The 22,436-nt window shown below is 70.2% G+C and carries 30 protein-coding genes; 11 read left to right on the forward strand and 19 right to left on the reverse strand.

Going from position 1 to position 22,436, the window contains the following annotated elements; translation table 11 throughout:
* Positions 1-116: 116 nt before the first annotated feature.
* The 6 genes from AC1DXK_RS10555 to osmF all read right to left on the reverse strand — a co-directional run bounded on the left by AC1DXK_RS10555 (position 117) and on the right by osmF (position 5,477).
* Positions 117-482, reverse strand: coding sequence for a hypothetical protein (locus AC1DXK_RS10555; protein WP_477297702.1), 366 nt, complete (start codon positions 480-482; stop codon positions 117-119).
* 488 nt (positions 483-970) lie between these two features.
* Entirely contained in the window at positions 971-1,189 is a 219-nt protein-coding gene (locus tag AC1DXK_RS10560) for a hypothetical protein (protein ID WP_457106918.1), read from the reverse strand.
* Positions 1,190-1,444: 255 nt separating this feature from the next.
* Positions 1,445-2,188 carry an ABC transporter permease gene (locus tag AC1DXK_RS10565; RefSeq protein WP_477297705.1) on the reverse strand — a complete coding sequence of 248 codons (744 nt, stop codon included), beginning with the start codon at positions 2,186-2,188 and terminating at the stop codon, positions 1,445-1,447.
* A complete protein-coding gene (locus tag AC1DXK_RS10570) occupies positions 2,185-3,117 on the reverse strand; it encodes an ABC transporter ATP-binding protein (RefSeq protein ID WP_457106916.1) in 933 nt (310 codons plus the stop codon). The genes AC1DXK_RS10565 and AC1DXK_RS10570 overlap by 4 nt, the downstream gene beginning before the upstream one ends.
* Complete coding sequence (locus AC1DXK_RS10575) at positions 3,114-4,304, reverse strand: ABC transporter permease (protein ID WP_457106915.1); 1,191 nt, start codon at positions 4,302-4,304, stop codon at positions 3,114-3,116. The genes AC1DXK_RS10570 and AC1DXK_RS10575 overlap by 4 nt, the downstream gene beginning before the upstream one ends.
* A 252-nt stretch (positions 4,305-4,556) precedes the next feature.
* Positions 4,557-5,477 (reverse strand): glycine betaine ABC transporter substrate-binding protein OsmF, encoded by a 921-nt coding sequence (gene osmF, locus AC1DXK_RS10580; protein ID WP_477297707.1) that lies wholly within the window; start codon positions 5,475-5,477, stop codon positions 4,557-4,559.
* Between the two features lie 226 nt (positions 5,478-5,703).
* On the opposite strand from osmF, the gene AC1DXK_RS10585 reads away from it, so the two are divergent.
* Complete coding sequence (locus AC1DXK_RS10585; protein ID WP_457106913.1) at positions 5,704-5,919, forward strand: hypothetical protein; 216 nt, start codon at positions 5,704-5,706, stop codon at positions 5,917-5,919.
* 16 nt (positions 5,920-5,935) lie between these two features.
* Here the strand turns inward: AC1DXK_RS10585 and AC1DXK_RS10590 are convergent, their stop codons facing one another.
* The 5 genes from AC1DXK_RS10590 to AC1DXK_RS10610 all read right to left on the reverse strand — a co-directional run bounded on the left by AC1DXK_RS10590 (position 5,936) and on the right by AC1DXK_RS10610 (position 9,832).
* Positions 5,936-7,411, reverse strand: a complete 1,476-nt coding sequence (locus tag AC1DXK_RS10590) for a protein adenylyltransferase SelO (protein ID WP_457106912.1) — start codon at positions 7,409-7,411, stop codon at positions 5,936-5,938.
* Positions 7,412-7,577: 166 nt separating this feature from the next.
* Positions 7,578-7,838: a hypothetical protein gene (locus AC1DXK_RS10595; protein WP_457106911.1), complete on the reverse strand. Its 261-nt coding sequence runs from the start codon at positions 7,836-7,838 to the stop codon at positions 7,578-7,580.
* 197 nt (positions 7,839-8,035) lie between these two features.
* The gene (locus AC1DXK_RS10600) at positions 8,036-8,569 is read right to left on the reverse strand and encodes a Ros/MucR family transcriptional regulator (RefSeq protein ID WP_457106910.1); all 534 of its coding nucleotides are present in this window, start codon (positions 8,567-8,569) and stop codon (positions 8,036-8,038) included.
* A 358-nt stretch (positions 8,570-8,927) separates the two neighbouring features.
* Positions 8,928-9,230, reverse strand: coding sequence for a hypothetical protein (locus AC1DXK_RS10605; RefSeq protein ID WP_457106909.1), 303 nt, complete (start codon positions 9,228-9,230; stop codon positions 8,928-8,930).
* Positions 9,231-9,451: 221 nt separating this feature from the next.
* On the reverse strand, positions 9,452-9,832 hold the full coding sequence (locus AC1DXK_RS10610; protein ID WP_457106908.1) for a hypothetical protein: 381 nt from the start codon (positions 9,830-9,832) through the stop codon (positions 9,452-9,454).
* 96 nt (positions 9,833-9,928) lie between these two features.
* Between AC1DXK_RS10610 and AC1DXK_RS10615 the strand changes: the two genes are divergently transcribed.
* From AC1DXK_RS10615 to AC1DXK_RS10625, 3 genes are all read left to right on the forward strand, one after another.
* On the forward strand, positions 9,929-10,687 hold the full coding sequence (locus tag AC1DXK_RS10615) for a CDP-diacylglycerol diphosphatase (RefSeq protein WP_457106907.1): 759 nt from the start codon (positions 9,929-9,931) through the stop codon (positions 10,685-10,687).
* A 79-nt stretch (positions 10,688-10,766) separates the two neighbouring features.
* Positions 10,767-11,102, forward strand: a complete 336-nt coding sequence (locus AC1DXK_RS10620; RefSeq protein WP_457106906.1) for a hypothetical protein — start codon at positions 10,767-10,769, stop codon at positions 11,100-11,102.
* A 130-nt stretch (positions 11,103-11,232) separates the two neighbouring features.
* The gene (locus tag AC1DXK_RS10625; RefSeq protein ID WP_457106905.1) at positions 11,233-11,478 is read left to right on the forward strand and encodes a hypothetical protein; all 246 of its coding nucleotides are present in this window, start codon (positions 11,233-11,235) and stop codon (positions 11,476-11,478) included.
* Between the two features lie 17 nt (positions 11,479-11,495).
* Here the strand turns inward: AC1DXK_RS10625 and AC1DXK_RS10630 are convergent, their stop codons facing one another.
* Both AC1DXK_RS10630 and AC1DXK_RS10635 read right to left on the reverse strand, forming a co-directional pair.
* Entirely contained in the window at positions 11,496-11,684 is a 189-nt protein-coding gene (locus AC1DXK_RS10630; protein ID WP_457106904.1) for a hypothetical protein, read from the reverse strand.
* Between the two features lie 168 nt (positions 11,685-11,852).
* A complete protein-coding gene (locus AC1DXK_RS10635; RefSeq protein ID WP_457106903.1) occupies positions 11,853-12,116 on the reverse strand; it encodes a hypothetical protein in 264 nt (87 codons plus the stop codon).
* 255 nt (positions 12,117-12,371) lie between these two features.
* Between AC1DXK_RS10635 and AC1DXK_RS10640 the strand changes: the two genes are divergently transcribed.
* The 4 genes from AC1DXK_RS10640 to AC1DXK_RS10655 all read left to right on the forward strand — a co-directional run bounded on the left by AC1DXK_RS10640 (position 12,372) and on the right by AC1DXK_RS10655 (position 13,784).
* A complete protein-coding gene (locus tag AC1DXK_RS10640; RefSeq protein ID WP_477297711.1) occupies positions 12,372-12,737 on the forward strand; it encodes a hypothetical protein in 366 nt (121 codons plus the stop codon).
* Between the two features lie 15 nt (positions 12,738-12,752).
* A complete protein-coding gene (locus AC1DXK_RS10645; protein WP_457106901.1) occupies positions 12,753-12,956 on the forward strand; it encodes a hypothetical protein in 204 nt (67 codons plus the stop codon).
* Positions 12,957-13,021: 65 nt separating this feature from the next.
* Positions 13,022-13,285: a hypothetical protein gene (locus AC1DXK_RS10650; protein ID WP_457106900.1), complete on the forward strand. Its 264-nt coding sequence runs from the start codon at positions 13,022-13,024 to the stop codon at positions 13,283-13,285.
* Positions 13,286-13,544: 259 nt separating this feature from the next.
* Positions 13,545-13,784, forward strand: a complete 240-nt coding sequence (locus AC1DXK_RS10655) for a hypothetical protein (protein WP_457106899.1) — start codon at positions 13,545-13,547, stop codon at positions 13,782-13,784.
* 11 nt (positions 13,785-13,795) lie between these two features.
* Here AC1DXK_RS10655 and AC1DXK_RS10660 read toward each other — a convergent pair whose 3' ends face one another.
* Both AC1DXK_RS10660 and AC1DXK_RS10665 read right to left on the reverse strand, forming a co-directional pair.
* Positions 13,796-14,536: a DUF4336 domain-containing protein gene (locus tag AC1DXK_RS10660; RefSeq protein WP_457106898.1), complete on the reverse strand. Its 741-nt coding sequence runs from the start codon at positions 14,534-14,536 to the stop codon at positions 13,796-13,798.
* A 125-nt stretch (positions 14,537-14,661) separates the two neighbouring features.
* Entirely contained in the window at positions 14,662-14,886 is a 225-nt protein-coding gene (locus AC1DXK_RS10665) for a hypothetical protein (RefSeq protein ID WP_457106897.1), read from the reverse strand.
* A gap of 310 nt (positions 14,887-15,196) precedes the next feature.
* On the opposite strand from AC1DXK_RS10665, the gene AC1DXK_RS10670 reads away from it, so the two are divergent.
* The gene (locus AC1DXK_RS10670; protein ID WP_477297714.1) at positions 15,197-15,925 is read left to right on the forward strand and encodes an SDR family oxidoreductase; all 729 of its coding nucleotides are present in this window, start codon (positions 15,197-15,199) and stop codon (positions 15,923-15,925) included.
* Positions 15,926-15,968: 43 nt separating this feature from the next.
* Here AC1DXK_RS10670 and AC1DXK_RS10675 read toward each other — a convergent pair whose 3' ends face one another.
* The 3 genes from AC1DXK_RS10675 to AC1DXK_RS10685 all read right to left on the reverse strand — a co-directional run bounded on the left by AC1DXK_RS10675 (position 15,969) and on the right by AC1DXK_RS10685 (position 18,304).
* Entirely contained in the window at positions 15,969-16,730 is a 762-nt protein-coding gene (locus AC1DXK_RS10675) for an amino acid ABC transporter ATP-binding protein (RefSeq protein ID WP_457106895.1), read from the reverse strand.
* On the reverse strand, positions 16,727-17,407 hold the full coding sequence (locus AC1DXK_RS10680) for an amino acid ABC transporter permease (RefSeq protein ID WP_477297716.1): 681 nt from the start codon (positions 17,405-17,407) through the stop codon (positions 16,727-16,729). Before AC1DXK_RS10680 ends, AC1DXK_RS10675 begins: the two co-directional genes overlap by 4 nt.
* 123 nt (positions 17,408-17,530) lie before the next feature.
* The gene (locus AC1DXK_RS10685) at positions 17,531-18,304 is read right to left on the reverse strand and encodes an amino acid ABC transporter substrate-binding protein (protein ID WP_457106893.1); all 774 of its coding nucleotides are present in this window, start codon (positions 18,302-18,304) and stop codon (positions 17,531-17,533) included.
* Between the two features lie 266 nt (positions 18,305-18,570).
* Here AC1DXK_RS10685 and AC1DXK_RS10690 point away from each other — a divergent pair, with 266 nt between their 5' ends.
* Positions 18,571-19,497: a dihydrodipicolinate synthase family protein gene (locus AC1DXK_RS10690; RefSeq protein WP_457106892.1), complete on the forward strand. Its 927-nt coding sequence runs from the start codon at positions 18,571-18,573 to the stop codon at positions 19,495-19,497.
* Positions 19,498-19,539: 42 nt separating this feature from the next.
* Here the strand turns inward: AC1DXK_RS10690 and AC1DXK_RS10695 are convergent, their stop codons facing one another.
* Positions 19,540-20,754 (reverse strand): pyridoxal phosphate-dependent aminotransferase, encoded by a 1,215-nt coding sequence (locus AC1DXK_RS10695; RefSeq protein ID WP_457106891.1) that lies wholly within the window; start codon positions 20,752-20,754, stop codon positions 19,540-19,542.
* 257 nt (positions 20,755-21,011) lie between these two features.
* Here AC1DXK_RS10695 and AC1DXK_RS10700 point away from each other — a divergent pair, with 257 nt between their 5' ends.
* Positions 21,012-22,430, forward strand: a complete 1,419-nt coding sequence (locus AC1DXK_RS10700) for a cytochrome ubiquinol oxidase subunit I (protein ID WP_457106890.1) — start codon at positions 21,012-21,014, stop codon at positions 22,428-22,430.
* The last annotated feature ends 6 nt before the right edge of the window (positions 22,431-22,436 follow it).

The following is a 22,436-nucleotide window of genomic DNA, read 5'->3' on the forward strand; positions in this document are numbered from 1 at the left end:
CCGTGGCGCCCTGCGCGGAGAGCGCGAGGCATTTTTCGAACCGGTCGCGGTCGGCGGGCGTCATGGGCGGCCTCATACCGCCAAGTCGACCCGCCTGTCGCGTCGTGTCGCGCGCGTCAGTTCGGTTTCGCGCTGGCTACCGTGTTGGCGAGGCTGTAGCTGCCGAGCTTCTCGCCGACGACCTGGATGGCACCCTCGGTCGGGGAGTTCAGCCGGCGGGAGCGGATCTTCATGGTACCGGACAGGCCCGCGAACTTGCCGGTGCCGCCGAGCCACTCGCCCGTCCCCTCGATCGCCGCCCCCAGCGGCTGGACCGGATAGTCCCACTTCTCGAAGACGTGGTCTCCGTCRGCGTCGACGTAGTCGCAGTACCCGTGGTTCTCCAGAGTCTTGGCGCCGCTGTCGATGATCGGCGCCGAGGTGCAGCGCCCCGCCATGTTGTGCAGGAGCCGGCCCCCTGATTCGTTCACGGCGGTCATCATGTAGATCGTCGCCGAAGCCGTTCGATTTCCGCCGATCGAGACAGGTTTAGGTGCGAATACACTGGTCGACGTGTAGGTGATCCGGAAGTCACCCTCCCGTGGAATGTCTTCGGCACGGGCCATGATCGTGCCGAGAAGAAGCAGGCAGAGTGTCGCGGCGGGGATGCCCGCGTGGGATGCTGCGTGAATTGCCCTTCGTGTCATGGCGACCTCCCAGTCCGACGCATTCGAGACCGATCGGTATCGATCGCACTGCCGAACGACGGACGACCGAATCAGGCGCGTCACATGAATACTAATTAATATATGACGATTATTCAATATATAGCAACGATCACAGATTTTTGATGAAAAATATCGGACATTACGGACCGAGCGCCGGCGAAGTGTGGCGACGGCGCAGCGTCTCCTCGTCGATGGTCCGGTTCGCGGGACAGGTCCTGCCCATGGACCGGCGCACGAGACGTCATGCGCCACGTCCCGCGACGCTACGGCCGGGCGCGCGTCTTGCCGTCCGGTCCGTTCGACGTCACGCCCGCCCCGTCCTGCAAGCCGCCCAGCACGACGAGGATTCGTCCCAGGAGCGCGCGCGAGTGGTGCGCGCTGTTGCAGGGGGCGTCGGGACGCGGGCGGCCCGGGCGGGCCTCGTAGGCCGCGCGCAGGCGGGCGAACTGGTTTGCGCGCGTATCGGGATCGCGGGAACCCATGGTCCACCCTCCCGGCGGCCCTCGATCCGCGGTCCGCCCCCGCGAACGAGCCTTCGACCACCCCGAGTCGGGGAGTTGGAAAACCGTGTCTGAACGGTCCCTACGACCTTTAGCGCCGGAACGCCTGGACATGCGTCGCAGGCTCCCCGACCGTGTGGCCAGGAGCGGGTGCCGTTGTGGTCGGCACCAACCATCAGACAGGGGATTCCAAGCCCCAGGACCGCGCGTACGGCCCCGCCGGCTTTCTAGTCGCCTCTAGGAACGAAATCCAGCCCGGCGCGCGGCGGCACGCTCAAGGCGGCGGAAGCCGCCATCGATCAGGAGCGCCAGCGCCGACACGACGAGGCCGCCCTGGAGCACGTAGGCGGTGTTGCCCGAGAGGAGGCCGGACACGATCACTTCGCCGAGGGTGCTGGCCGCCACCGTCGAGCCGATCGTGGCCGTGGCGAGCCCGATCACGGCCGCGAGGCGAATGCCCGACAGGATCATCGGCAAGGCCAGGGGCAGCTCGACCTGGACGAGGCGCTGGCGGTCGGTCATGCCCATCCCGCGTGCGGCTTCCATCAGGGCCGGATCGAGGCCGTCGAGCCCGGTCAGGGCGGTCTCGAAGATCGGCAGCAGGCCGTACAGCACGAGGGCGATGAGGGTCGGGACGGCGCCGAAGCCGAAGATCGGCACGGCCAGGGCCAGGACCGCCACGGGCGGGAAGGTCTGGCCGATCCGGGTCACCAAACGGGCGAAGGGCAGCATCTCGCGCCCGGCCGGCCGGGTGGCCGCGATGGCGAGGCCGAGGGCGATCCCGGTCGACGCCAGGGTGGCGGCGGCGACCAGCAAGAGGTGGTCGACGGCCAGCGTCCATAGGGGCGTCTGTGCGTAGATCGGCGGGGTGTCGTCGGGGGCGAAGGGACGGAAAAGGGGCGCGAAGCTCTCCGGCGTGAGCAGGAACGCGCCGAGCAGGGCGAGGAGCGCCGCCCAGGTCAGCGGTGCGACCCGGCTCACGGCCGCCCGCCCTGCGCCTCGAGGACCGCCCGCGTCACCCGTCCCAGGACCACGCCGTCGCGGCTGACCGGCAGGGCCGGGCGCCGGGACCACAGGCTCTCCGCCAGGGCGGCGCGCACGGAGGTTCCGGCCGGGATGGGCGGCCCCGGCGCAGGACCGGGCTCGACGAGGGCGTCCACGACGCGCAGGGCCATGAGTTGGAAGGCCCGGTCGCCGCTGCCGAGGAGTTCGCCGACGAACGCGGTCGCGGGCGCGCCGATCAGGTCGGCCGGGGCGGCTTCCTGGACCAGGCGCCCCCCGTCCATCACGGCGATCCGGTGGCCGAGGTGCAGGGCCTCGTCCATGTCGTGGGTCACGAGCACGATCGTGGTGCCGTAGCGCGTCTGGATGGCCCGCAGATCCGCCTGGGCGCGGCCGCGGATGATCGGGTCGAGGGCGCCGAAGGGCTCGTCCATGAGCAGGATCGGCGGCTCGGCCGCGAGAGCCCGGGCGACGCCGATCCGCTGCTGCTCGCCTCCGGACAAGGCCGCCGGCAAGCGGTTCCGGTATTCCGCCGGATCGAGGTTGAACTGGCCGAGGAGTTCGTCGACCCGGGCGGCGATCCGCCCGCTCTCCCAGCCGAGCAGGTTCGGCACCACCGCGATGTTCTCCGCCACGGTGCGGTGGGGGAACAGGCCGTGTCCCTGGATGGCATAGCCGATCCCGCGCCGCAGGCGATGGGGGGGCATGTCCCGGATGTCCCGCCCGGCGATCCGGATCGTCCCGGCGCTGGGTTCGATCAGGCGGTTGATCATCCGCAGCAGGGTTGTCTTGCCCGACCCCGAGGTGCCGACCACCGTCAGGATCGTCCCGGCCTCGACCCGGAGTGTGACGTCGGCCACGACCGTCCGCCCCCCGAAGACGCGGCTGACCCCTGCGAGTTCGATCATGGCAGCCGCTCCGCCGCGCGGCCGCGGCTCAGATCGATGACCGCGTCGAGCAGGACGCCGGCGCCGCTCGCCATGGCGACGGTCGGCAGCGCCCCGAGCAGGACGAGGTCGCCCGCGGTCTGGCTGATGCCCTGGAAGACGAACACGCCGAGGCCGCCGCCGCCCACGAGCCCCGCGATCACAGCGAGCCCGATGTTCTGGACGAGGACGATGCGGATCCCCGTCAGGATCGCCGGGAGGGCCAGCGGTATCTCCACCTGGAGCAGGCGCTGCCGCGCGGTCATGCCGACGCCCCGGGCGGCGTCACGCACCGGCCACGGCACCGCGTCCAGGCCCGCGACGGTCGCGGCGGCCAGGGGCAGGAGCGCGTAGGCGAACAGGGCCAGGAAGGCCGGCGCGGCGCCGATTCCCGCGATGCCCAAAGCGGATGCGCCCGGGACCTCCCGGCCGACCCAGGCCAGCGGCGCGATCAGCATGCCGAACAGCGCCATGGACGGGATGGTCTGCACGACGTTGAGGACGGTGAGCATCCCCGCGCGCAGCGCCGGGACCGGGCGCGCCAGAATGGCCGCCGGGATCCCGACCGCGCTGGCCGCGGCCACGGAGGCGAGGGCGAGCCCGGCATGGGTCCGCAACTCCCGGCCGAAGGTGTCGGACCGGCTGGTGTATTCCCGCAGGATCGAGAGGTTGTTCCAGAACCCGGATCGCAGGGCGAGGCCGGTCAGGGCGACCGCGCCCGCCAGCAGCGCGATCCGCAGGATCGGTCCTGGACGCAGCCGCGCCAGCCCGTCGCCGACCGCGAGGGCCGCCGTCACGAAGGCCAGCCACCAGCCCGCATCCGGTGCGACCCGGCTGTACCGGTCGCCGGGCGGCGTCAAGTGGTCGGCCGCCCAGCCGGCCACGAGGCCGAGGATCAGGAGGACCGCGAAGACGGCCGCCAGGCGCCGGGTCGGTGTTCCCCGCAGGGCCACCAGCGGCAGGGCAAGGGCGACGACGCATCCGAGGATCAGCGCCTGACCGGACGGGAGGGCCGACCAGGCCATCAGCGCGGTGCCTGACGCGATCCGGTTCGGCCGTTCGGTCATCAGCGGCAGGGCCGACAAGCTCAGCCCCAGAACCACGGCGAAGGCCGACCCCAGGGGATCGATCCTTGGGCGCCCGAGCCGGGTCGGGGCGGATCCGTCCATCCTCAAGCGCCGAAAGCCTCAGGGGGCGGGGAACGGCGCGCGACCCGTTTTCGAGCGGTGCCAGCAAAAGTGGGCGTCGTGCCCGCAGCCAGGGGCCGCGGTCTGACACGGACGGGAGCGAACGGTGCGTCGGCTAGTCCACGGGGCACGACAGCGATCCTGCCTTGGCACGGAGAGGAGGGGACGACGCGTCCGCCGAAAGGGCCGGCGCCATGCCCGCGTGTACCGTGCGGCTTGCCGATGCAAGTCCGCTCACGGCACGAAGCCGTTCCGGCTGAGGAAATCCGCTGCGACGGCGGAGGCCGGTTCGCCGCCGATCTGAACGCGGCCGTTGAGGTCTCGGAGCGTGGCCAGATCGAGCCTGCGGAAGATCGGGTCCAGCACGGTGGCGATCTCGGGATGGGCCTTGAGGACGGCCCCGCGGACGACCGGCGCCGGCTGATAGACGGGTTGGACGCCCTTGTCGTCCGCCATCACCGTGAGGCGCGCGACGGCGAGACCACCGTCGGTACCGAACACCATGGCCGCGTTGGTTCCGGAGGTGCCGCGCGCCGCCGCGGCGATCGTGGCGGCGGTATCCCCACCCGCCAGGATGATGAGCTGCTCCGGCCTGAGGGCGAAGCCGTAGGTCCTGCCGAAGGCCGGGAGCGCGGCCGGGGCGGTCACGAATTCCGACGAGGCGGCGAGCTTGATCGCGCCGCCGCCGGCCACGTAGCGGCCAAAATCGCTCATCGTCTTCAGGTCGGCAGCCTGCGCGACGTCCTGGCGCACCGCGATCGCCCAGGTGTTGTTGGCCGAGGCCGGCGTCAGCCAGATGAGGTCGTTGGCCGCGCGGTCCAGGCTCCGGGCCGTCTGGTAGGCGGCGTCCGGGTCCTTCCAGACCGGCAGATCCGCTTTCCCGAAGAAGAACGCCGCGTTGCCGGTATATTCCGGGTAGATGTCGACCTGACCCTCGATCAGGGCTTGGCGCACGATCGACGTGGCGCCGAGCTGGATCCTGTCGACAGTCGGGAGGCCCTTGGACTTCAAAGCCTGCAGGATGATGTTCCCGAGGACCCCGCCCTCCGTGYCGAGCTTGGAGGCGACGACGATCCCGGCCGCCCGTGCGTCGGGCAGGGCGACGAGCAGCGCGAGGGCCGTGGCCGCGAACCGCGCGAGGTTCCGCTTCACCATGGCCTTCGGGTCCCTCGTCCGCCTCGCCGGGCGCCGGCGCGTCATCATCCCGGATCGGCGTGGGCGACGACCTGGGATGGTCCAGCTGGAACATCGCGGATAATGATCAATCAAATCAATGACATTCGGTTAAGATTGCTTAACCTTTACACAAGGCTTCCATGAACATTCCTGGAGTTGAAGATATAATTTTGCGTAGACTGTTTTGGTCGAAAGGAGGGGAGATATGTCGTATTCGATTCTCGTCCGCGATCTTGCCCGCGTGGATGGCGGCGCCCCGCAGCTTCTGGCCTACGACATCCATGATCGGTCGGCAGCGGAAACCCTCGTCTCTGTGATCGCCCACTCGTACCGAAATCACGGGTTCAATCCAGAAACCCGTGTCCACTGGTTTCTGCACCACGGAAACGTGCACGAGATCTTCACGTGGCCGAAGCAGTGACCGGCTGCGCCTCGTCTCAGGTGCCACAGAAGGTGCGATAGCCCACGCCCCCGCCCTCCGGCGCCTCCGCGAAGGCGGCGTCGCCCGGCTGCTCCGTGTAGGGACGGGACAAGACGGCCAGGAGTGCCTCGAACGGCGCGAAATCGCCCCGTTCCACGGCCGCCTCGATCATCGCCTCGACGCGGTGGTTGCGCGGGATGAAGGCCGGGTTGACCGCCCGCATCGCGGCGGCGGTCTCGGCCGGCTCACGCGCCTCCTGCGCCAGCCGCGCGCGCCAGCCCACCGCCCAGGCATCGTATGCGGTGGGATCGACGAACAGGTCGCGCACCGCCGCGTCGGCTTCCGGCCGCTCCGCGGCGGCACAGAGGGTGCGGAACGTCAGGGTGAAGTCGGCTTGGTTCGCGGCCATCCGCTCGAGCAGGTCGCTCGCCAGGGCGGAGTCGCCGTCCCGGACCTCGGCGAGGCCGAGCTTGCGGCCGAGGCCGCTGCGATAGGCAGCTTCGAAGCGCGGCGCAAAGCCGCCGAGGGCCGCCTCCGCCTCGGCAACCGCCTGCGTCTCGTCCGCGGCGAGCAGAGGCAGCAGGGTCTCGGCGAGCCGCGTCAGGTTCCAGAGCGCGATGCGCGGCTGCTGCCCGTAGGCGTATCGCCCGTTCCGATCGATGGAGCTGTAGACCGTCCGGGGATCGTAGGCATCGAGGAACGCGCAAGGGCCGTAATCGATCGTCTCGCCGGCGACCGACATGTTGTCGGTGTTCATCACCCCGTGGACGAAGCCGACGTGCAGCCACCGGGCGACGAGGTCGGCCTGACGGCCGACGACGCCCTCTAAGAGCGCCCGATAGGGATTCGTGGCTGCAGCGGCCTCTGGATAGTGCCGGGCGACCACGTGGTCGGCGAGCATCCGAACGCCTTCTGCGTCGCCCCGCGTCGCGAAGAACTGGAACGTGCCGACCCGGATGTGGCTGGCGGCCACGCGGGTGAGCACCGCGCCGGGCAGGAGCGTCTCGCGCACCACGGTCTCGCCCGTCGCCACGGCCGCGAGCGCCCGGGTGGTCGGGATGCCGAGCGCCGCCATGGCCTCGCTGACGAGATACTCCCTCAGGACCGGGCCGAGGGCTGCCCGCCCGTCGCCCCGGCGGGAGAACGGCGTCGGGCCGGCGCCCTTGAGCTGGATGTCGCGGCGTTGCCCGTCCCGATCGATCACCTCGCCGAGAAGGATCGCGCGGCCGTCGCCGAGCTGTGGCACGAACTGGCCGAACTGGTGCCCGGCATAGGCGGCGGCGATCGGCTCGGCGCCAGCCGGGACGGCGTTCCCGGCGAGGGCCGCGACGCCTTCGGGCTCGGCGAGCCGTTCCGGATCGAGGCCGAGCGTCTCGGCGAGCCCCCGGTTCAAGCGGATCAGGCGCGGGGCCGCCACCGGAGTCGGCGGCCGGTGTGCATAGAAGCGCGCCGGCAGGCGGGCATAGCTGTTGTCGAAGGGGAAGACCGTCATCGTCGGGATCTATGAGAGGCCGGACCGGCGGACAAGCGCTGCCCGTCGCAGCGGCACGGGCGAGGACGGGAAGCGTCTCGGGCAACCCGCACCGCGCGGCGATCCCGGTCGTGCGGGCGCGTCGCGATGGAAGGGTGGCTGCGTGGCACTGCGCTCCGCCGGAAGGTCAGCGCCCCGTCGTCGAAGGCGTCCCGGTGGAGGGCGGCTTGCCGGTGCCGACCTCGCCCTCCGTCGGGGGCACAGCGGAGGGATGGGTGACGGCCTCAGTGGCGGTCTTGCCCGGGTCCTTCGTGTCGGCCGCCGGCCTCGGCGCCGTCTCGGCCCGCGGAGTCGGTCCGGTTCCGTTCTGCTCCTGCGCGCCGGCCGCGGCCGGGTGGCCGGTCACGATCGCCAGGGCGAGGAGAAGGGCGGGGATCCGTCGGGTCAAGCTTGGCTCCGTCACAGGCGGTCGGGCGTTCCAGGGGCCAACGGTTGGCCGTACGCGGCGTTCCGAAGCCGATGGACGGCGCCTGCCTGTGCCCGGCGGTCCCGGGCCTGGCCGGCGCATGCGACCGGACGGGACCGCCCCCGGTCCCGCATTCCCGCGGGGGGAGGATCGGGCGCACCAGCGCCCGGTCGGTGCGCTCACGCCTCCGCGTTGGACTTCCTGGACTTCCGGCCCTTGGCCGCCTTTGCCCCGCTGCCCCCGTCCGGCGCCGCGACGGCGTCCGCGGGCTCGCTGCGCTTCGGGACCGCGCCGCGGCGCTTGTGGCCCAGCCCGGCATTGCGGGCGAACTCGGCGCGCATCGCCGAATAGTTGGATGACGTTGTCGGATAGTCCGGCGGCAGCCCGAAGCGCTGCCGATACTGCTCGATCGTCATGCCGTTGCCGGTGAGATGCCGCTTCAACGTCTTGTACGGCTTGCCGTCGATGAAGCTGATCAGGGCGTCGGGGGTGATCGACTTCTTGATCTGCGCGGGTGTCGCCTTCCTGAGTTCCGGCTCAGCCGAGGTCGTCGCCTGACCCAGGCCGGCCAGTGCTGCATGAACGCCGGACAGAAGCAACGGGAGGTCGGGGACCGGAACCGAGTTGTTGGCCACGTAAGCCGAGACGATATCGGCGGTCAGCTCAACGAAATCGATCGGGTCCTGATGCGATACAGGATTGCTGTCTTCCATAGGCGCCTCTCACGTCGGTGCGCCCCATGAACGTGGATTCGCTTCTCGACAGTCAAGTCCTTATTCGCATGAAGATAAATTATAATGCCTGTTATCTACCGAATGAACAAACCAATACCAACATAGATCAATGACGCTTCTCGCGCCCGGTTATCGCTCTGCACGCGGTCCCGACGGCTCTCGGCCCGGTGGCGGGGCTATCGGGGGGGCGCGCCGGACCAGCGGCTTCAGAAAGCGTTAACCCCGTTCATGGTCTCTGGCGGGGTCGCTCCGGCTTTGGGGGTAAGAAGCCGAACGACAGGCGGGCCGAGCCCTGCCCCTTCAATGCTCGGCCCGCGCCTTCGCGCTCCGACGGCGCTCAAGTGTTCGCGGCAGATCCGACCGGCGTCGTGATCGCGCCGCGCGTCCCGGGCGGGACGACCGCTTGCAGCACCCGAGCCGGACCAGTCGCGTAATCCGCGCGATAGCTCCGCTCGAGGGTCATCAGCGTCCGCATCGGCGCCTCGGCCAAGTCGAGGAGGCGGGCATCGCGCCAGCGCAGCTTGGTGAGGCCGCCGCGGCCGAACCACCGCGGCTTCTCTTCTTCGACAAGCAGGACCAGCTTGCCCGTCCATGTCTTGCGGAACCAGAACCGTCCCGTGAGCTTGGCCGTGCCGAACATGCAGCACCTCGCGTCAGAGTTCCCCTGAGCCAACGCGGGTCAAGCTCGGCGGTTTCCGCCGCGGCCCCCTGCGCAGCGCCGGGCCGGCGCCGCAGACATGCACCGTTTACATGCGCGTGGTGTTTGTCCCCGTTCCGAATCCCGCACGCCCATCCGGGCGGCGACCGCCCCCTCTCAGGCCTGACGGTGATCCCGTGCCCGCGATCCGGCCCAATCCGGGCTCATCCGTTCACTCGGTCGATCAGGCGCCGGCCGACCATGGACGCGAGCACGCGGCCCGCCACCGCACCGGCCAGGGCGGCGGCGGCCTTCACGAGAAAGTCGTCGAACCGGCCGTGCCGGGTTCCGGTGAGGGTCTGCCCCGCCTCCAGGCCGCCCGCCATGATGACGCTGCCGACCAAGATCCAGAGCCAGTGCCGGGGATATGCCGCGGCCATCAGAAGCCCGGCCGCCGCGTAGGCGGCGATCCGTTCGAGGCTGGGATCGGTCGTGACGACGGGGCGCAGACCGATCGGCACGAGGGTTACGGCGACGATCAGGGCCACCAGGATCCAGGCCGCGATCTGCATCGGGCCGGGCCACTGCGTGTTCGATTTCAGCATCGCGGACTCGTAACCTCACGTCGACGGCCCTGGCCTACAATGATGGCGGGCCATCGCCTGTAGCATAACAATGGGCGGAGACCGGGAAGCCTGATCATGCGTTGTAGTCTGGTCGTCGCGACACTGCTCGCCTTCACGGCGATGCCGCCCGCCATTGCGGCCAACCCGGTGCGGGACGTGCTCTGGGTGGCGCTGCAGGGCTGCGTGCTCGCCAAGAAGGCCGCGGGCCGGAGCTTTCCCTGCCTGGCCGTCGATCTCGGCGACGGTGCGCGCCCCGGCACGGCCGTGCTGCGCGCCCCGGGCCATCTCACCCACACGGTCGTAATGCCCACCGACAGCGTCTCGGGAATCGAGGCGCCCGTGCTCCAGGGGCCGCGCGGCGCCGCCTACTGGCGCGCGGCGCTCGCGGCGCGGCACTACGTGTCGGACGTGCTGCAGGGCCGTCTTCCGGTTTCGGCCGTGGGCCTGGAGGTGAACTCGGTGGACGGCCGCAGCCAGGATCAGCTGCACATCCACCTCGACTGCATGCACCGGAGCGTGATGGCCGCCCTCAAGGCTCATGGCGGCGGCGTCGGAGAGACCTGGGTGCCGTTCCCCATGCCGCTGGAGGAGGAGCACTACCTCGCCCGGCGGGTTCCGGCGGACGCCGTGGCGGACTTTAACCCGTTCGCGGCGTTGTCCGACGTGCCCGGCTGGCGAGGACATCTGCACGACGCGACCTTCGCGGCCGTGGAGGCCGATCCGGCGGATCCGCGCGGCGGCATGATCCTCTTGGCCTATCGAGAGCCGGAGGCCAGTGCCGAGGACCTGATGGATCACGGCTGCCGGATCGCCAGCCCGCGCCGGGCCGGCTGAGCGGCCGGCACGCTGCGGTCCGGAAGGTGTTGCCGCTACGTTCTATCCCGCGGGCGCACGAATCAGGCATAGAACGGTCATGCGCACGCCGCTGCTCAGCTTGTCCGCAATGCTCGTCCTGTCCGCCGGCCCGTCGGTCGCGGCGCCGGCTGCCGGTGCGGCCGATCCGGCTGCCCTGGAGCGGGCTTGGCACCGCTGCCTGCGTGAGGCCTCCGGGCATCAGCCGACGGGCCAGAGCCGCGCCGGCGACGAGCGCAACGCCCTCGATGAATGCAAGCCCCGCGAGGATGCCCTGGTGGCGGCCCTGATGACCGCTCCGCGCCCGGATGATGGCCGTACCGCCACCGTGTGGTCGCGGACCTGGGCCGCGTTCGTGGAGCCGCTGACCGCGTGGTTCGGGGCCTTGCGGCGCTGACGCCGTCGTGATCGACGAGTGAGGGCCTGCGTCGGCAGCTGACCGCCGGAGTGGAACGGGACTCGTTTCCGCGGCGTCCCACCGCGCCCGCCGGGCCGAACCGCCCGCATCCGCGGATCGTTGGGCTTCCATGAGCGAGCAGACCCCGAAATCCCATCCGGACCCCGTCACCGAGGCGCGCCGTCGCGAGATCGCGACGGAGCACCTGTTGTTCGGGACGATCCGGTTCCTGGCGCAGCGTCACCCGGAACTGCTGGACGATCTGGAGGGCAGCCTCCCCCACCTGTGGGATTCGGTCGAGGGCGAGGCGCGGGACGACGAGGCCGTGCGTACGGTCGCGCGCCGCATCCTCAAGAGCCTCCGGGCCGAGCTGTAAGCCGGCCCGTTCCGGCCCTAACGCTGGGCGGCGTCGTTGAGCTTGATGGAGGGGATCATCGCGACGGCCTTCGCGGTCACGCGATCGAAGGCGTCGCCGGCGAGGCCGCGTTCCGACGCGAGCTTCCGGATCCGTTCCGCGTGCTGCGAGAGGCTGAGGCCGTAATAGGTCTTCTCTGCCGCCTGTTCGACAGATTCGTTCGCCACGCTTCGACTCCTGTTCATGGTTGCGGTGGAGGTCGATGATCTGGGCCAAGCCGCGGAATGCTTCAAGCCCGGCCTGCAACCGGTGCGCCCCGGCCATGAACGTCTTTCATGCCGCTCTCGTATACCCGCCCGGCCCAAGAGGGTCCGTTTCGGGCGGGTGACGGTATTCTAGCGACTGCAGCCGATGCAGATGCCGCGGGTGATCGCGTCGTTGCGCTCTTCCACGGCATCCCGCCGCTCAATGCTGCCGGTCTCGTTGGGACTGAGGACACTCGGGTTCGGGACCGTCTGGCCGGTCGCGGTGGTATGGGGGGCCTTGGCTGCCGTGCCGGGACCACCGCCTGTCCCCGTCTGGCTCACGGGCTCGGCCCAGGCCGGGACGGAAGCCAGGATCAGGGCGGCCGCCAGGGTGAATGTCGCGGATCTGCGCATGTGGAACTCCCATCAATGCGTGTCGGTCTGCGTGAAACCGACGCATGCGCGGGCGAGAAGTTCCCGCCGGCGCGACGCGTCGGCCGCCGAGACCGGCATTCCGCGGCGGATGCGGACGCCACGACCCCGAATCCTGGTCGTTCACCCTCAGGCGTAACGGCTAAGCCATTTTGACAACTGTCTTCGAGGGCCGGTCTGCAGATCGTGGTGATGTAACCTTCGGAGACTTGCGTCATGAACCCGACCGTCAAAGCTGTGCTGCTGAACGAGCGGGACGCCGTGCTGTCAGCCATCGCGGCGCGGAGGGACACCGTCTCCGACCTTCTGGTTCAGATCATCGGCGTCGAGAACGACATCGGGCGATTGCGCCACCGACTCATCGACTTGGAGGCCTACCTGTTCGGACATCGCGTCGCGTTGTCGAGCAACGGCGAGGACGCGGGTCAGGGATCGAACGCCAGCGCCGACGCTCCTTGCGCGCCGGCGCTGCAGGTCGGTCCGCTGCCGGGCGAGGCGATCGGCCTCCCGCCCTGCAAGCCGCTCGCCGACTTCGTCCGCCCGAAGACCGGGGCACGGCGGGCGCTGGCGGCTAACGCCGCCCGACAGATCGAAACCGCCTGAGGCCGCGGAGAAATCATGTCCAGGCCGCGCAAGCGCAAGCCGACGCGCACGACGCGCGTCCCGCACGCGCCGGTTCTTCCCGAGAGCCTGACACGCCTCACCACCGAGCCGGTTCCGGAACCGGGGTGGATCGCCGCTCCGTTGCGCGACATCGCCGCGGCGCTGCTGGCCGGCGTCATCGTCGCGCTGATCGGCGGCCAGATCCTCCTGGCTTGGTAACCGGTCCTGACGCCATCCCGCCCATGGCCTATGAGGATCGGTGAGGCTCCGGACGGGAGGGACGGATGAGCGACGCCAGCGGCGCGCCGAGCGCGAAGATCGCGGAGGTCCAGCGCCTCGCCACGGCGCTCGCCGCCCGGATGCGCTACGCGCAACTCGTCGGTCGGCCGGTCTACGAGGCGCAGATCGCTGCGCTGGTCGGTGCCGCGCGCCTCATGGACGAGGAGAAGGTGCCGTGGCCACCGATGGTGGAAGAGGTGCTGACCGAACTCGCCCGCACGATCGAGGGTGGCGGCCCGGCCGCGGGGGACGTGTCGGAGGCGTTCTGAAGACGTCACTCCTCGCTGTGATCGGGTCCGAGGGTCACTGGTGGAGGGCACGGTCTCACCCTCGGCGCTGCCGTCGCCATACGATCGGGCCGGTCCTCCCAAGCCTTCCCGGCCGAGCCCGCCGGTCCGACGCGGCCGCATTCCGGGCCGGAACTTCGACGCCGAGGGCCGATTGATCAGGTTGACTGGCCCGCGGCGCGCGCCCGTCGCACGACGGTTTTTTCCGGCTGAAGTGTTCCGTCATGAAGTCGATGGCCGCATGATCCTGAGCCTGCAGTCCGCGCAGGTCGCGACCAGCAGCGACGATGTGGAAAGTCAGCTTGTTTTCGCCGACGGCTTCCTGGTCGCGATCCTGGTTCGACTCTCGGCGCAGCACGACGACGATGCGGGGAAGTGGTTCCTGGAGGCGGGCTTCGGTCCGATCGAACCAGTCGCTCCACCGCTCTTCGTAGATCTTGCCGCAGCGCGGGTCTGGATCATGCGGCAACTCGCGGTCTGAGCCTTAGGCGATCAGGAATACGGCCCGAGCCAGCGCAGGGCGTGCCGCACCCGTGCTGCGCCATCCCCCGCGAACCAGAGACCGTGCGCGAAGACGACCCGCTCAGGAGCCAGGGCGATCAGCTCCGCCGCAGCGCGCGCCGCGTCGCGCCGGCGCAGCTTGATGGCGAGGCGGAGATAGGGCGGCGGCTGTCCGTGCGGCGGCGTCATGCGCGCGAGGCGCAGGAAAGGACGCAGGAGCGGGGGCATCTTCGCCGGCTCTAGATTGAGGACGAGATCGGTCAGGATCAGGGTTCGGGTCGCGCCGTGGAAGAACGCGACCTCCCGGAATCCCAAGCCACCCGGGACGACGACCTGGCGCAGGTCCGCCTCCCAAGCGGCCGGCGCCGTCTCCCCCAACTCACGGTCGATGCGCACGCCGGCGCGGCGGACCTGGATGCGCCGGCGCAGGTTCGGCGCGGCCCAGGTCAGCGCCTGTGGGCAATGGCTCTGCCAATCCTTCAGAAAGAGCCAATGGGCGATGTTCGGAGCGACCAGATGCCGAATCGGTCCCAGCGTCGCGATGTCCCGGTGAAGGCGCGCGTCGTAGCGGGTCGGCGTATGCAGCCAGATCGTTCCGTCTTGGAGCCGGACGACGGTCATCCGGACGGGCAAGGGAATGCCGAAGGCGTGCAGCGGGCCGCTGTCGACGATCCAGAGACCGTCGGCGACAGGCTTGAGCACGTCGAGCGGAGGGTAGGTGGCCTCGGGCAAAAACCGGTCGCTCCCTGGAAGGCGCGGCGTGATACGGACGCGCTCCCTGGAACGCCGCGGGCGGCAAGTGCGATCCCGGCCGCTCCTATTCGAAGGCGGAGGCGCTCCGAGCCGCCCGGCCGAACCTACACGACCTCGATCGGCGCGTGCTTGCCGTCATGCGCCGTGGCCGATCCCATGCTGTGCGTCTCGGGCGCGCGCTGCTGATCCCGCGACGGCGGCGGATTGTCCGTCAGCGTACGCCAGGGCGCGGCCGGTACGCCGAGGCGAGCACCGGACGGGCGCATTGAGAGCCAGATCGCGACGGCCATCCAGGGGACGACGAAAAAGACGAAGGCTGCAAGTCCCACGGCGATCCTCCACCAAACGATACTGACGAAAGAACGCCGGAACGGCTGCTGTGGATCCGCAGCTGCGCGGCGATGGCCGGACGGGCACGATTCCCTTCCCTCACCTGCGCAGTGTGCGGAGGGCGATCGATCATGTCGGCGACGAGGCCGCGCTACCGACCGGGCCGGGCTTGGAACACGGCCCGGTCGGAACCTACAACGTCTGGCCGCTCGGCCCGAGGCCCCGGATCTGATCGGCGGCCCTGCCGGGCGCGACAGGCGTATCCGCTTGGACGCCGCGCACCGACACCCAGCCTGCGAGGAGCGAGAAATGGCAGATCTCTCCGGGAAGACGGTCCTGATCACGGCAGCGGCGCAGGGGATCGGGCGCGCCAGCGCGCTCGCCTTCGCGCGGGCCGGGGCGCGGGTTTACGCCACCGACGTGAACGCCGACACCCTGGCCGAGCTGAAGGGTGACGCTCTCAGCACCGCCGTCCTCGACGTGTTGGACCCGAGCGCGGTCACCGCCCTGGTCGAGCGCATCGGTCCCGTCGACGTGTTGTTCAACTGCGCCGGGGTGGTCCATGGCGGGACCATCCTCGAGATGGACGACGCCGACCTCGATTTCGCCCTCGACCTCAACGTCAAGGCCATGATCCGCACGATCCGGGCGGTGCTGCCCGGCATGCTGGAGCGCCACGACGGTGCCATCGTCAACATGGCCTCCGTCGCCTCCTCGGTGAAGGGGGTGCCCAACCGCTTCGCATACGGCGTCACCAAGGCGGCGGTGATCGGCCTGACCAAGGCGGTGGCCGCCGACTATGTCGGCCACAACATCCGCTGCAACGCGATTTGCCCGGGCACGGTGGAGAGCCCGTCTCTGCAGGAGCGGATCCGCGCGCAGGGCGATTACGAGCAGACCCGGGCCGCCTTCATCGCGAGGCAGCCGATCGGGCGGCTGGGCCGCCCGGAGGAGATCGCCGACCTCGCCGTCTACCTGGCGGGCGCGACCTACACCACCGGCCAGGCCGTGACGATCGACGGCGGATGGACGATCTGACCGCGCCGCCGGCCCGGCCGCCCTTGGGCGCGGCGACGTTGTCTCAGGTCCCCTCCGCCGCCTCGCCGAGCAGCGTCCGGACGAAGCGGCGGGTGCGCGGATCGGTCGGCCGGCCGAACAGAGCGGCGGCCGGTCCCTGCTCGACGATCGTGCCGCCCTCCAGGAACACCACACGGTCCGCGACACGCCGCGCGAGCCGCAGGTCGTGCGTGGCCATCAGCATGGTCATGCCCTCGCCCGCGAGCCCGGCGAGCACGTCCACCACCTCGGCGGCGAGTTCCGGGTCCAGGGCAGAGGTCGGCTCGTCGCACAGGAGCAGGCGCGGTGAGGGGGCGAGCGCGCGGGCAATGGCGACACGCTGCTGCTGGCCGCCCGACAGGCTGGCTGGCCAGGCTGCGGCCTTGTGGGCGAGGCCGACGCGTTCCAGCAGTTCCAGAGCGCGCCCCTTGGCCTTGGCCTGAGGCCAACCGGCGACGGTGACGAGGCCCTCCGTGACGTTCTCGATCACGGTGCGGTGGGGGAAGAGCTGGAAGTTCTGAAACACCATACCGGTCTGGCGGCGCACCGCGAGGACTTCCCGCCGGCCGGGCGGCTTTCCCGGCCGGAAGGTGAGGTGGAGGTCGCCCAGGGTGAGCGTGCCGGCCTGCGGGATCTCCAGGAGATTCACGCAGCGCAGGAGCGTCGACTTGCCCGAGCCCGATGGGCCGATCAGCGCCGTGACCTGTCCCTCCGGGATGTCGAGGTCGACGCCCCGCAGGACCGGGTTGCCGCCGAAGCTCTTCTCGATGGCCGACAGGGCGATCACGCGCGCGCCTCCAGATAGCCGCCGTAGCGTCCGAGGCGCCGCTCCAGGAGCGATTGCAGCCAGGACAGGAGCGTGCACAGGACGAGGTAGATCAGCGCCACCTCGATGTAGAGGATCAGCGGCTCGTAGGTGACGGCGACGATGCGCTGGGCCGCCTGGAAGAGCTCCGGCACGGTGATCGCAGCGGCGAGCGAGGTGTCCTTGACCAGCGCGATGAAGGAATTGGCCAGCGACGGCACCGCCACCCGCGCGGCCTGGGGCAGGATCGTGCGGCGCAGGGCCTGGACCGGGTTCATGCCGGTGGCGTAGGCGGCCTCCCACTGCCCCTTCGGGATGGAGGCGATGGYGGCGCGGATGACCTCGGACGTGTAGGCGCCGACATTGAGCGTGAAACCGATCACGGCGGCCGGGAAGGCGTCGATCAGGATCCCTGCGCTTGGTAGGCCGTAGAAGATGACGAAGAGCTGCACGAGTAGCGGCGTGCCCCGGAAGACCCACACGTAGAGCCAGGCGAGGGCCGCCAGCGGTCGGGGCGCGAACAGGCGCACGAGGGCGGTTCCGAGCCCCAGCCCGAGTCCCAGCGCGAAGGCGATGAGCGTCAGCGGGACGGTGAAGCGCAGGCCGGCCGCGAGCAGCGGCCCGAGCGACTGGAGCATGAGGTCGAGCCAGTGCGGCACGGGGCGGCGTCTCCTATCGGGCGGAACGAGCGACGGGCTGTCGAGAATCGGCGGCCGGGCGTGGCCTCTCCGCGGCGGGCGCGCCTCGGTGGCGCGCCCTGAACAGTCTTTCCGGCGGACGGTCTACTTCGAGACGTCGGCGCCGAAATACTTCTGGGCGATCGCCGCGTAGCTGCCGTCGGCCTTGATCGTCTCGAGCGCCTTGTCGATGGCGGCCTTCAGCGCGGGGTTGTCCTTGCGCATGATGATGCCGGAGGCATCCGCGTCGGCCTGCTCGGCGGCGATCTTCAGCGGGGCGTTCGGCTTCTGCTTGTGGAAGTCCAAGAACGACAAGCTGTCGTTGACGGTTGCGTCGGCGCGCCCTGTGAGGACGAGCTGGACCGACTGGTCGAAGCCATCCGTCCCGACGAGCTCGGCCCCGGACTGCTCGGCGAGGCGCGCAAAGTTGCTGCTGAGACTCTGCGCGGCCTTCTTGCCCTTCAGGTCGGCGAAGGACTTGACGTCCGACCGGTCCGCCCGGGTGATCAGCACGGCCCGCGACCGGATGTAGGGTTCGGAGAAGTCGAACTTCGCCTGCCGTTCCTTGGTGATGCCGACTTGGTTGATCACCACGTCGTAGCGCTTGCCGTCGAGCCCGGCGATCAGCCCATCCCATTTGCCTTCGAGAAATTGCGGCGTGACGCCCAATTGCTCGGCGACCTTGCGGCCGATCTCCACGTCGAAGCCGACGAGCGCCCCGGAGGCGTCGTGGAACGTGAAGGGCGCGTAGGTGCCCTCCGTCCCGATGCGCAGTGTCTTCGCGGTACGGATGGCGTCGAGGTCGTCGGCCCGGGCGGGTACGCCAAGGAGTGTAGCGGCGACGAGGGCCGCAACGCGGCTGACGAAGAAGAATCGCATTACAATAGACTCCGAATGGAGAGCACTGTTCTCGTGCGGTCGCCGCGCGTGATCTCGGCTATCGATGGACAAAACAAAGAAGAGCTTGGCCGTACAGGAAAGGCGGTGGGCTTGTCGACAGCTTGGTTTGCTCAATCCCGGCCGCGCGCTCAACGATCCGGGCGCGCCGCTCCGTTCGGCGCAGCGTCGCCTCGTGCTAAGACGCGGCCGGGTCCCGCCCCAGGACACGATTCGTCCGCCGGGACGTGCGATCCGAAGGACCGCGCATGACCTCGCCTGCTCACGCCTATCGGGGCGTCTTCCCGGTGGCCCCCACGGTCTTCGACGCCTCGGGCGCGCTCGATCTCGACGGGCAGCGCCGGGCGATCGACTTCATGATCGATGCCGGCAGCGAGGGCCTGTGCATCCTGGCCAACTTCTCAGAGCAGTTCGTCCTCACCGACGACGAGCGCGAACGGGTGATGCACGCTGTCCTGGAGCATGTGGCCGGCCGCGTCCCGGTGATCGTGACGACCACCCACTTCGCCACGCAGGTCTGTGCGGAGCGCTCGCGTCAGGCGCAAGCCGCCGGGGCCGCCATGGTGATGGTCATGCCGCCCTATCACGGCGCCACGATCCGCGTGCCGGAACTCGGCGTCGTCGATTTCTTTCGCGCGGTCTCGGACGCGATCGCGATCCCGATCATGATCCAGGACGCGCCGGTGGCCGGCACGCCGCTGTCGGCGCCGCTCCTGGCGCGCATGGCCCGGGAGATCGCGAACGTCGCCTACTTCAAGATCGAGACCGCCGGCGCCGCGTCCAAGCTCCGCGAGCTGATCGCGCTGGGCGGCGACGCGGTCGCGGGTCCCTGGGACGGCGAAGAGGCGATCACCCTGATGGCCGACCTCGACGCCGGCGCCACCGGGGCGATGACCGGCGGCGGCTACCCAGACGGCATCCGCCAGATCACCGACGCCTACGCGGCGGGCCGCCGGGAGGCGGCGATGGACGCCTACGCGCGCTGGCTGCCGCTGATCAACTACGAGAACCGGCAGTGCGGCCTGCTCGCCTGCAAGGCGCTGATGGCCGAGGGCGGCGTGATCGCGAGCGAGACCGCGCGGCTGCCGATCCAGCCCCTGCACCCGGCGACGCGAGCCGGCCTGATCGAGCTCGCCCGGCGCAACGACGCGCTGGTCCTGCGCTGGGGCCGCTGAGACGGGGGATACGGGTCCCGGTCGCGCGGCCCGCGCCGGATCTCAGTGCGCGGCCGGCGCCCGGGTCCCGAGCACGCCCGCGAGCCGGCGCACCGCCTCCCGGGCCAGATCCGGGCTGATGGCGAAGCACATCCGCACGAGGCCCTCGCCCTCCGGCCCGAAGGCGGTGCCCGGCGCCACGCCGACCTTGGCCTCCCGCAGCAGGCGCAGCGCCAGGTCGAGGCTCGGCTCGTCGCCGCCCATCCGGGCCATGAGGTAGAAGGCCCCGTCCGGCGGCGCGACCGTGACGCCCGGCAGGCGCGACAGCCCCTCCACCAGGATCGCCCGGGCCTCGGCGCAGCGGTCCACCATCGTGCGGATGAAGCCGTCGCCCTCCTCGAGGGCCGCGATGCAGGCGTGCTGGACGAAGGTCGGGATCGAGGTGGTGCTGTACTGCCCGAGCTTGGAGAAGGTGGGCGCGAGGCCGCGGGGATAGATCACCCAGCCGGCCCGCCAGCCGGTCATCGCCCAGTTCTTCGAGAAGGTGTTGGTCACGATCAGCCGGTCGTCCTCCGTGCAGATCTGCAGGAAGGACGGCGCGATCCGGTTGCCGTAGGTGAAGTGCGCGTAGACCTCGTCCGAGAGGATCCAGAGGCCGCGGTCCCGGGCGAGGTCGCGCAGGGCCTTCATCTCCGGAAGCGGCATGGTCCAGCCCGTCGGGTTCGAGGGCGAGTTCACCATGATCACCCGGGTGCGCGGCGTGATCGCCGCCGCGATGTCGGCGAGCGGCAGCGCGAAGCGGCCGTCCGGCAGGCGGCGGTAAGGCACCGTCACGGGCACGCCGCCGGCGATGCGCACCGCCTCGGCGAGATTGGGCCAGGCCGGGGAGGGGATGATCATCTCGTCGCCCGGCTCCAGCAGCACCTGGGCCGCCTGCATGATCGCGTTCATGCCGCCCGCCGTGACGCCGAACCGGTCCGGCGGGATCTCCACGGCCCAGTGGCGGGCGTGGTAGGCCCCGAGCGCCGCGCGCAGCGCCGGCAGGCCAAGCGACGTCGTGTAGCGGGTATGTCCGGCCAGCATCGCCCGGTGCGCGGCCTCGACGATGAAGGGCGGCGTCGGCAGATCGCCCTCGCCGATCCACAGCTTCACCACCTCCGGGTCGTCCCGCCCGCGATCCGCGACGAGGCCGATCTGGCTCGTGCCGATGCCGCGGATGCGCGCCGAGAGCGCGGCGGCGAGATCGACGGGCGCGGCGGATACGAGGGTGTCGGCCATGCGGCGCGTGCTCTCCTTGCGTCGGGACGCGGCGTGCCGGTGCGCGGCATGCACCGATGCGCCTGCAGGGTCCCGGCCTGTGGGGAAGAGCGCGACCCTGCCGCGTTCGGCCACGGACGTCCAGACCCGCGCGGTATCCGGATGGGCTTCGCAGGCCGGCGCGGCCTATCTCGAAGCGTAGCACATTGACGTTCTGACTTTTCAGACATTTCTGAAAATGCTACACGCCGGGTCACGCTCAGAGCCGGAGGCCCGACGTGCTCGCCAACCTCGATCCCCTGATCCTCGCCCGCATGCAGTTCGGGTTCACGGTCGCCTTCCACATCGTGTTCCCGGCCTTCTCGATCGGCCTCGCGAGCTTCCTCGCCGTCCTGGAGGGGCTCTGGCTCGTTACCGGCCGCCCGGTCTTCCTGGATCTGTTCAAGTACTGGATTAAGATCTTCGCCATCGCCTTCGCGATGGGCGTCGTGTCCGGGCTGGTGATGTCCTACCAGTTCGGCACGAACTGGTCGGTCTTCTCCGACAAGACCGGCCCAGTGCTCGGTCCGATGATGGCCTACGAGGTGCTGTCGGCCTTCTTCCTGGAGGCGGGCTTCCTCGGCGTGATGCTGTTCGGCATGCGCAAGGTCGGGCCGCGGCTGCACTTCGCGGCGACGCTGATGGTGGCGTTCGGGACCTTCTTCTCGGCGTTCTGGATCCTGGCGGTGAACTCGTGGATGCAGACGCCGGCGGGCTACGGCACGAACGCCGAGGGCCAGTTCGTGCCGCTGGACTGGTGGGCGATCGTGTTCAACCCGTCCTTCCCGTTCCGCCTCGTGCACATGGTCCTCGCCGCCTACCTGACGACGGCCCTTGTGGTGGGTGCGGTCGGCGCGTGGCACCTGCTGCGCGACCGGGCCAACCCGGCCGCCAGGACGATGTTCTCGATGGCGATGTGGATGGCCGCCCTGGTCGCGCCGGTCCAGATCCTCGCGGGCGACGCGCACGGCCTCAACACCCTTGAGCACCAGCCCGCCAAGGTCATGGCCATGGAGGGGCACTTCCAGAGCCACCCGGACGGCGCGCCGCTGGTGCTGTTCGGCCTGCCCGACCAAAAGGCCGGGACCGTGCGCTACGCGGTCGAGATCCCGAAGCTGTCCTCGCTGGTGCTGAAGCACGCCCTCGACGCGCCCCTGAAGGGGCTCGACAGCCTGCCGCGGGCGGAGTGGCCGCCGGTGCCGATCGTGTTCTGGTCGTTCCGCATCATGGTCGGCCTCGGGATGCTGATGCTGCTGCTCGGCGCCTTGAGCCTCCTCGCCCGTTGGCGCGGCACCCTCTACGCGTGGCGCCCGCTGCACCGCTTCGCGGTGGCCATGGGTCCGGCGGGCTTCGTGGCGGTGCTGGCCGGCTGGATCACCACCGAGGTCGGGCGCCAGCCCTACACGGTCTACGGCCTGCTGCGCACGGCGCAGTCGGCCTCGCCGCTGCACGCGCCGGCGGTGGCGGCCTCGCTCACCGCCTTCGTGGTGGTCTACTTCGCGGTCTTCGCCATGGGCACCGGCTACATGCTGCGCCTGATGGGCCAGCCCCCGCATGCCGGCGAGAGCGGGATCGAGCCCGGCGCGCCGATCCGGACGGCGGGCATCACGCCCGCCCCGGCGATCGATCCCGACCGCCACCTCCAGCCGGCCGAGTGAGAGACC

The sequence above is a fragment of the Methylobacterium sp. P3_A11 genome, assembly GCF_056403155.1.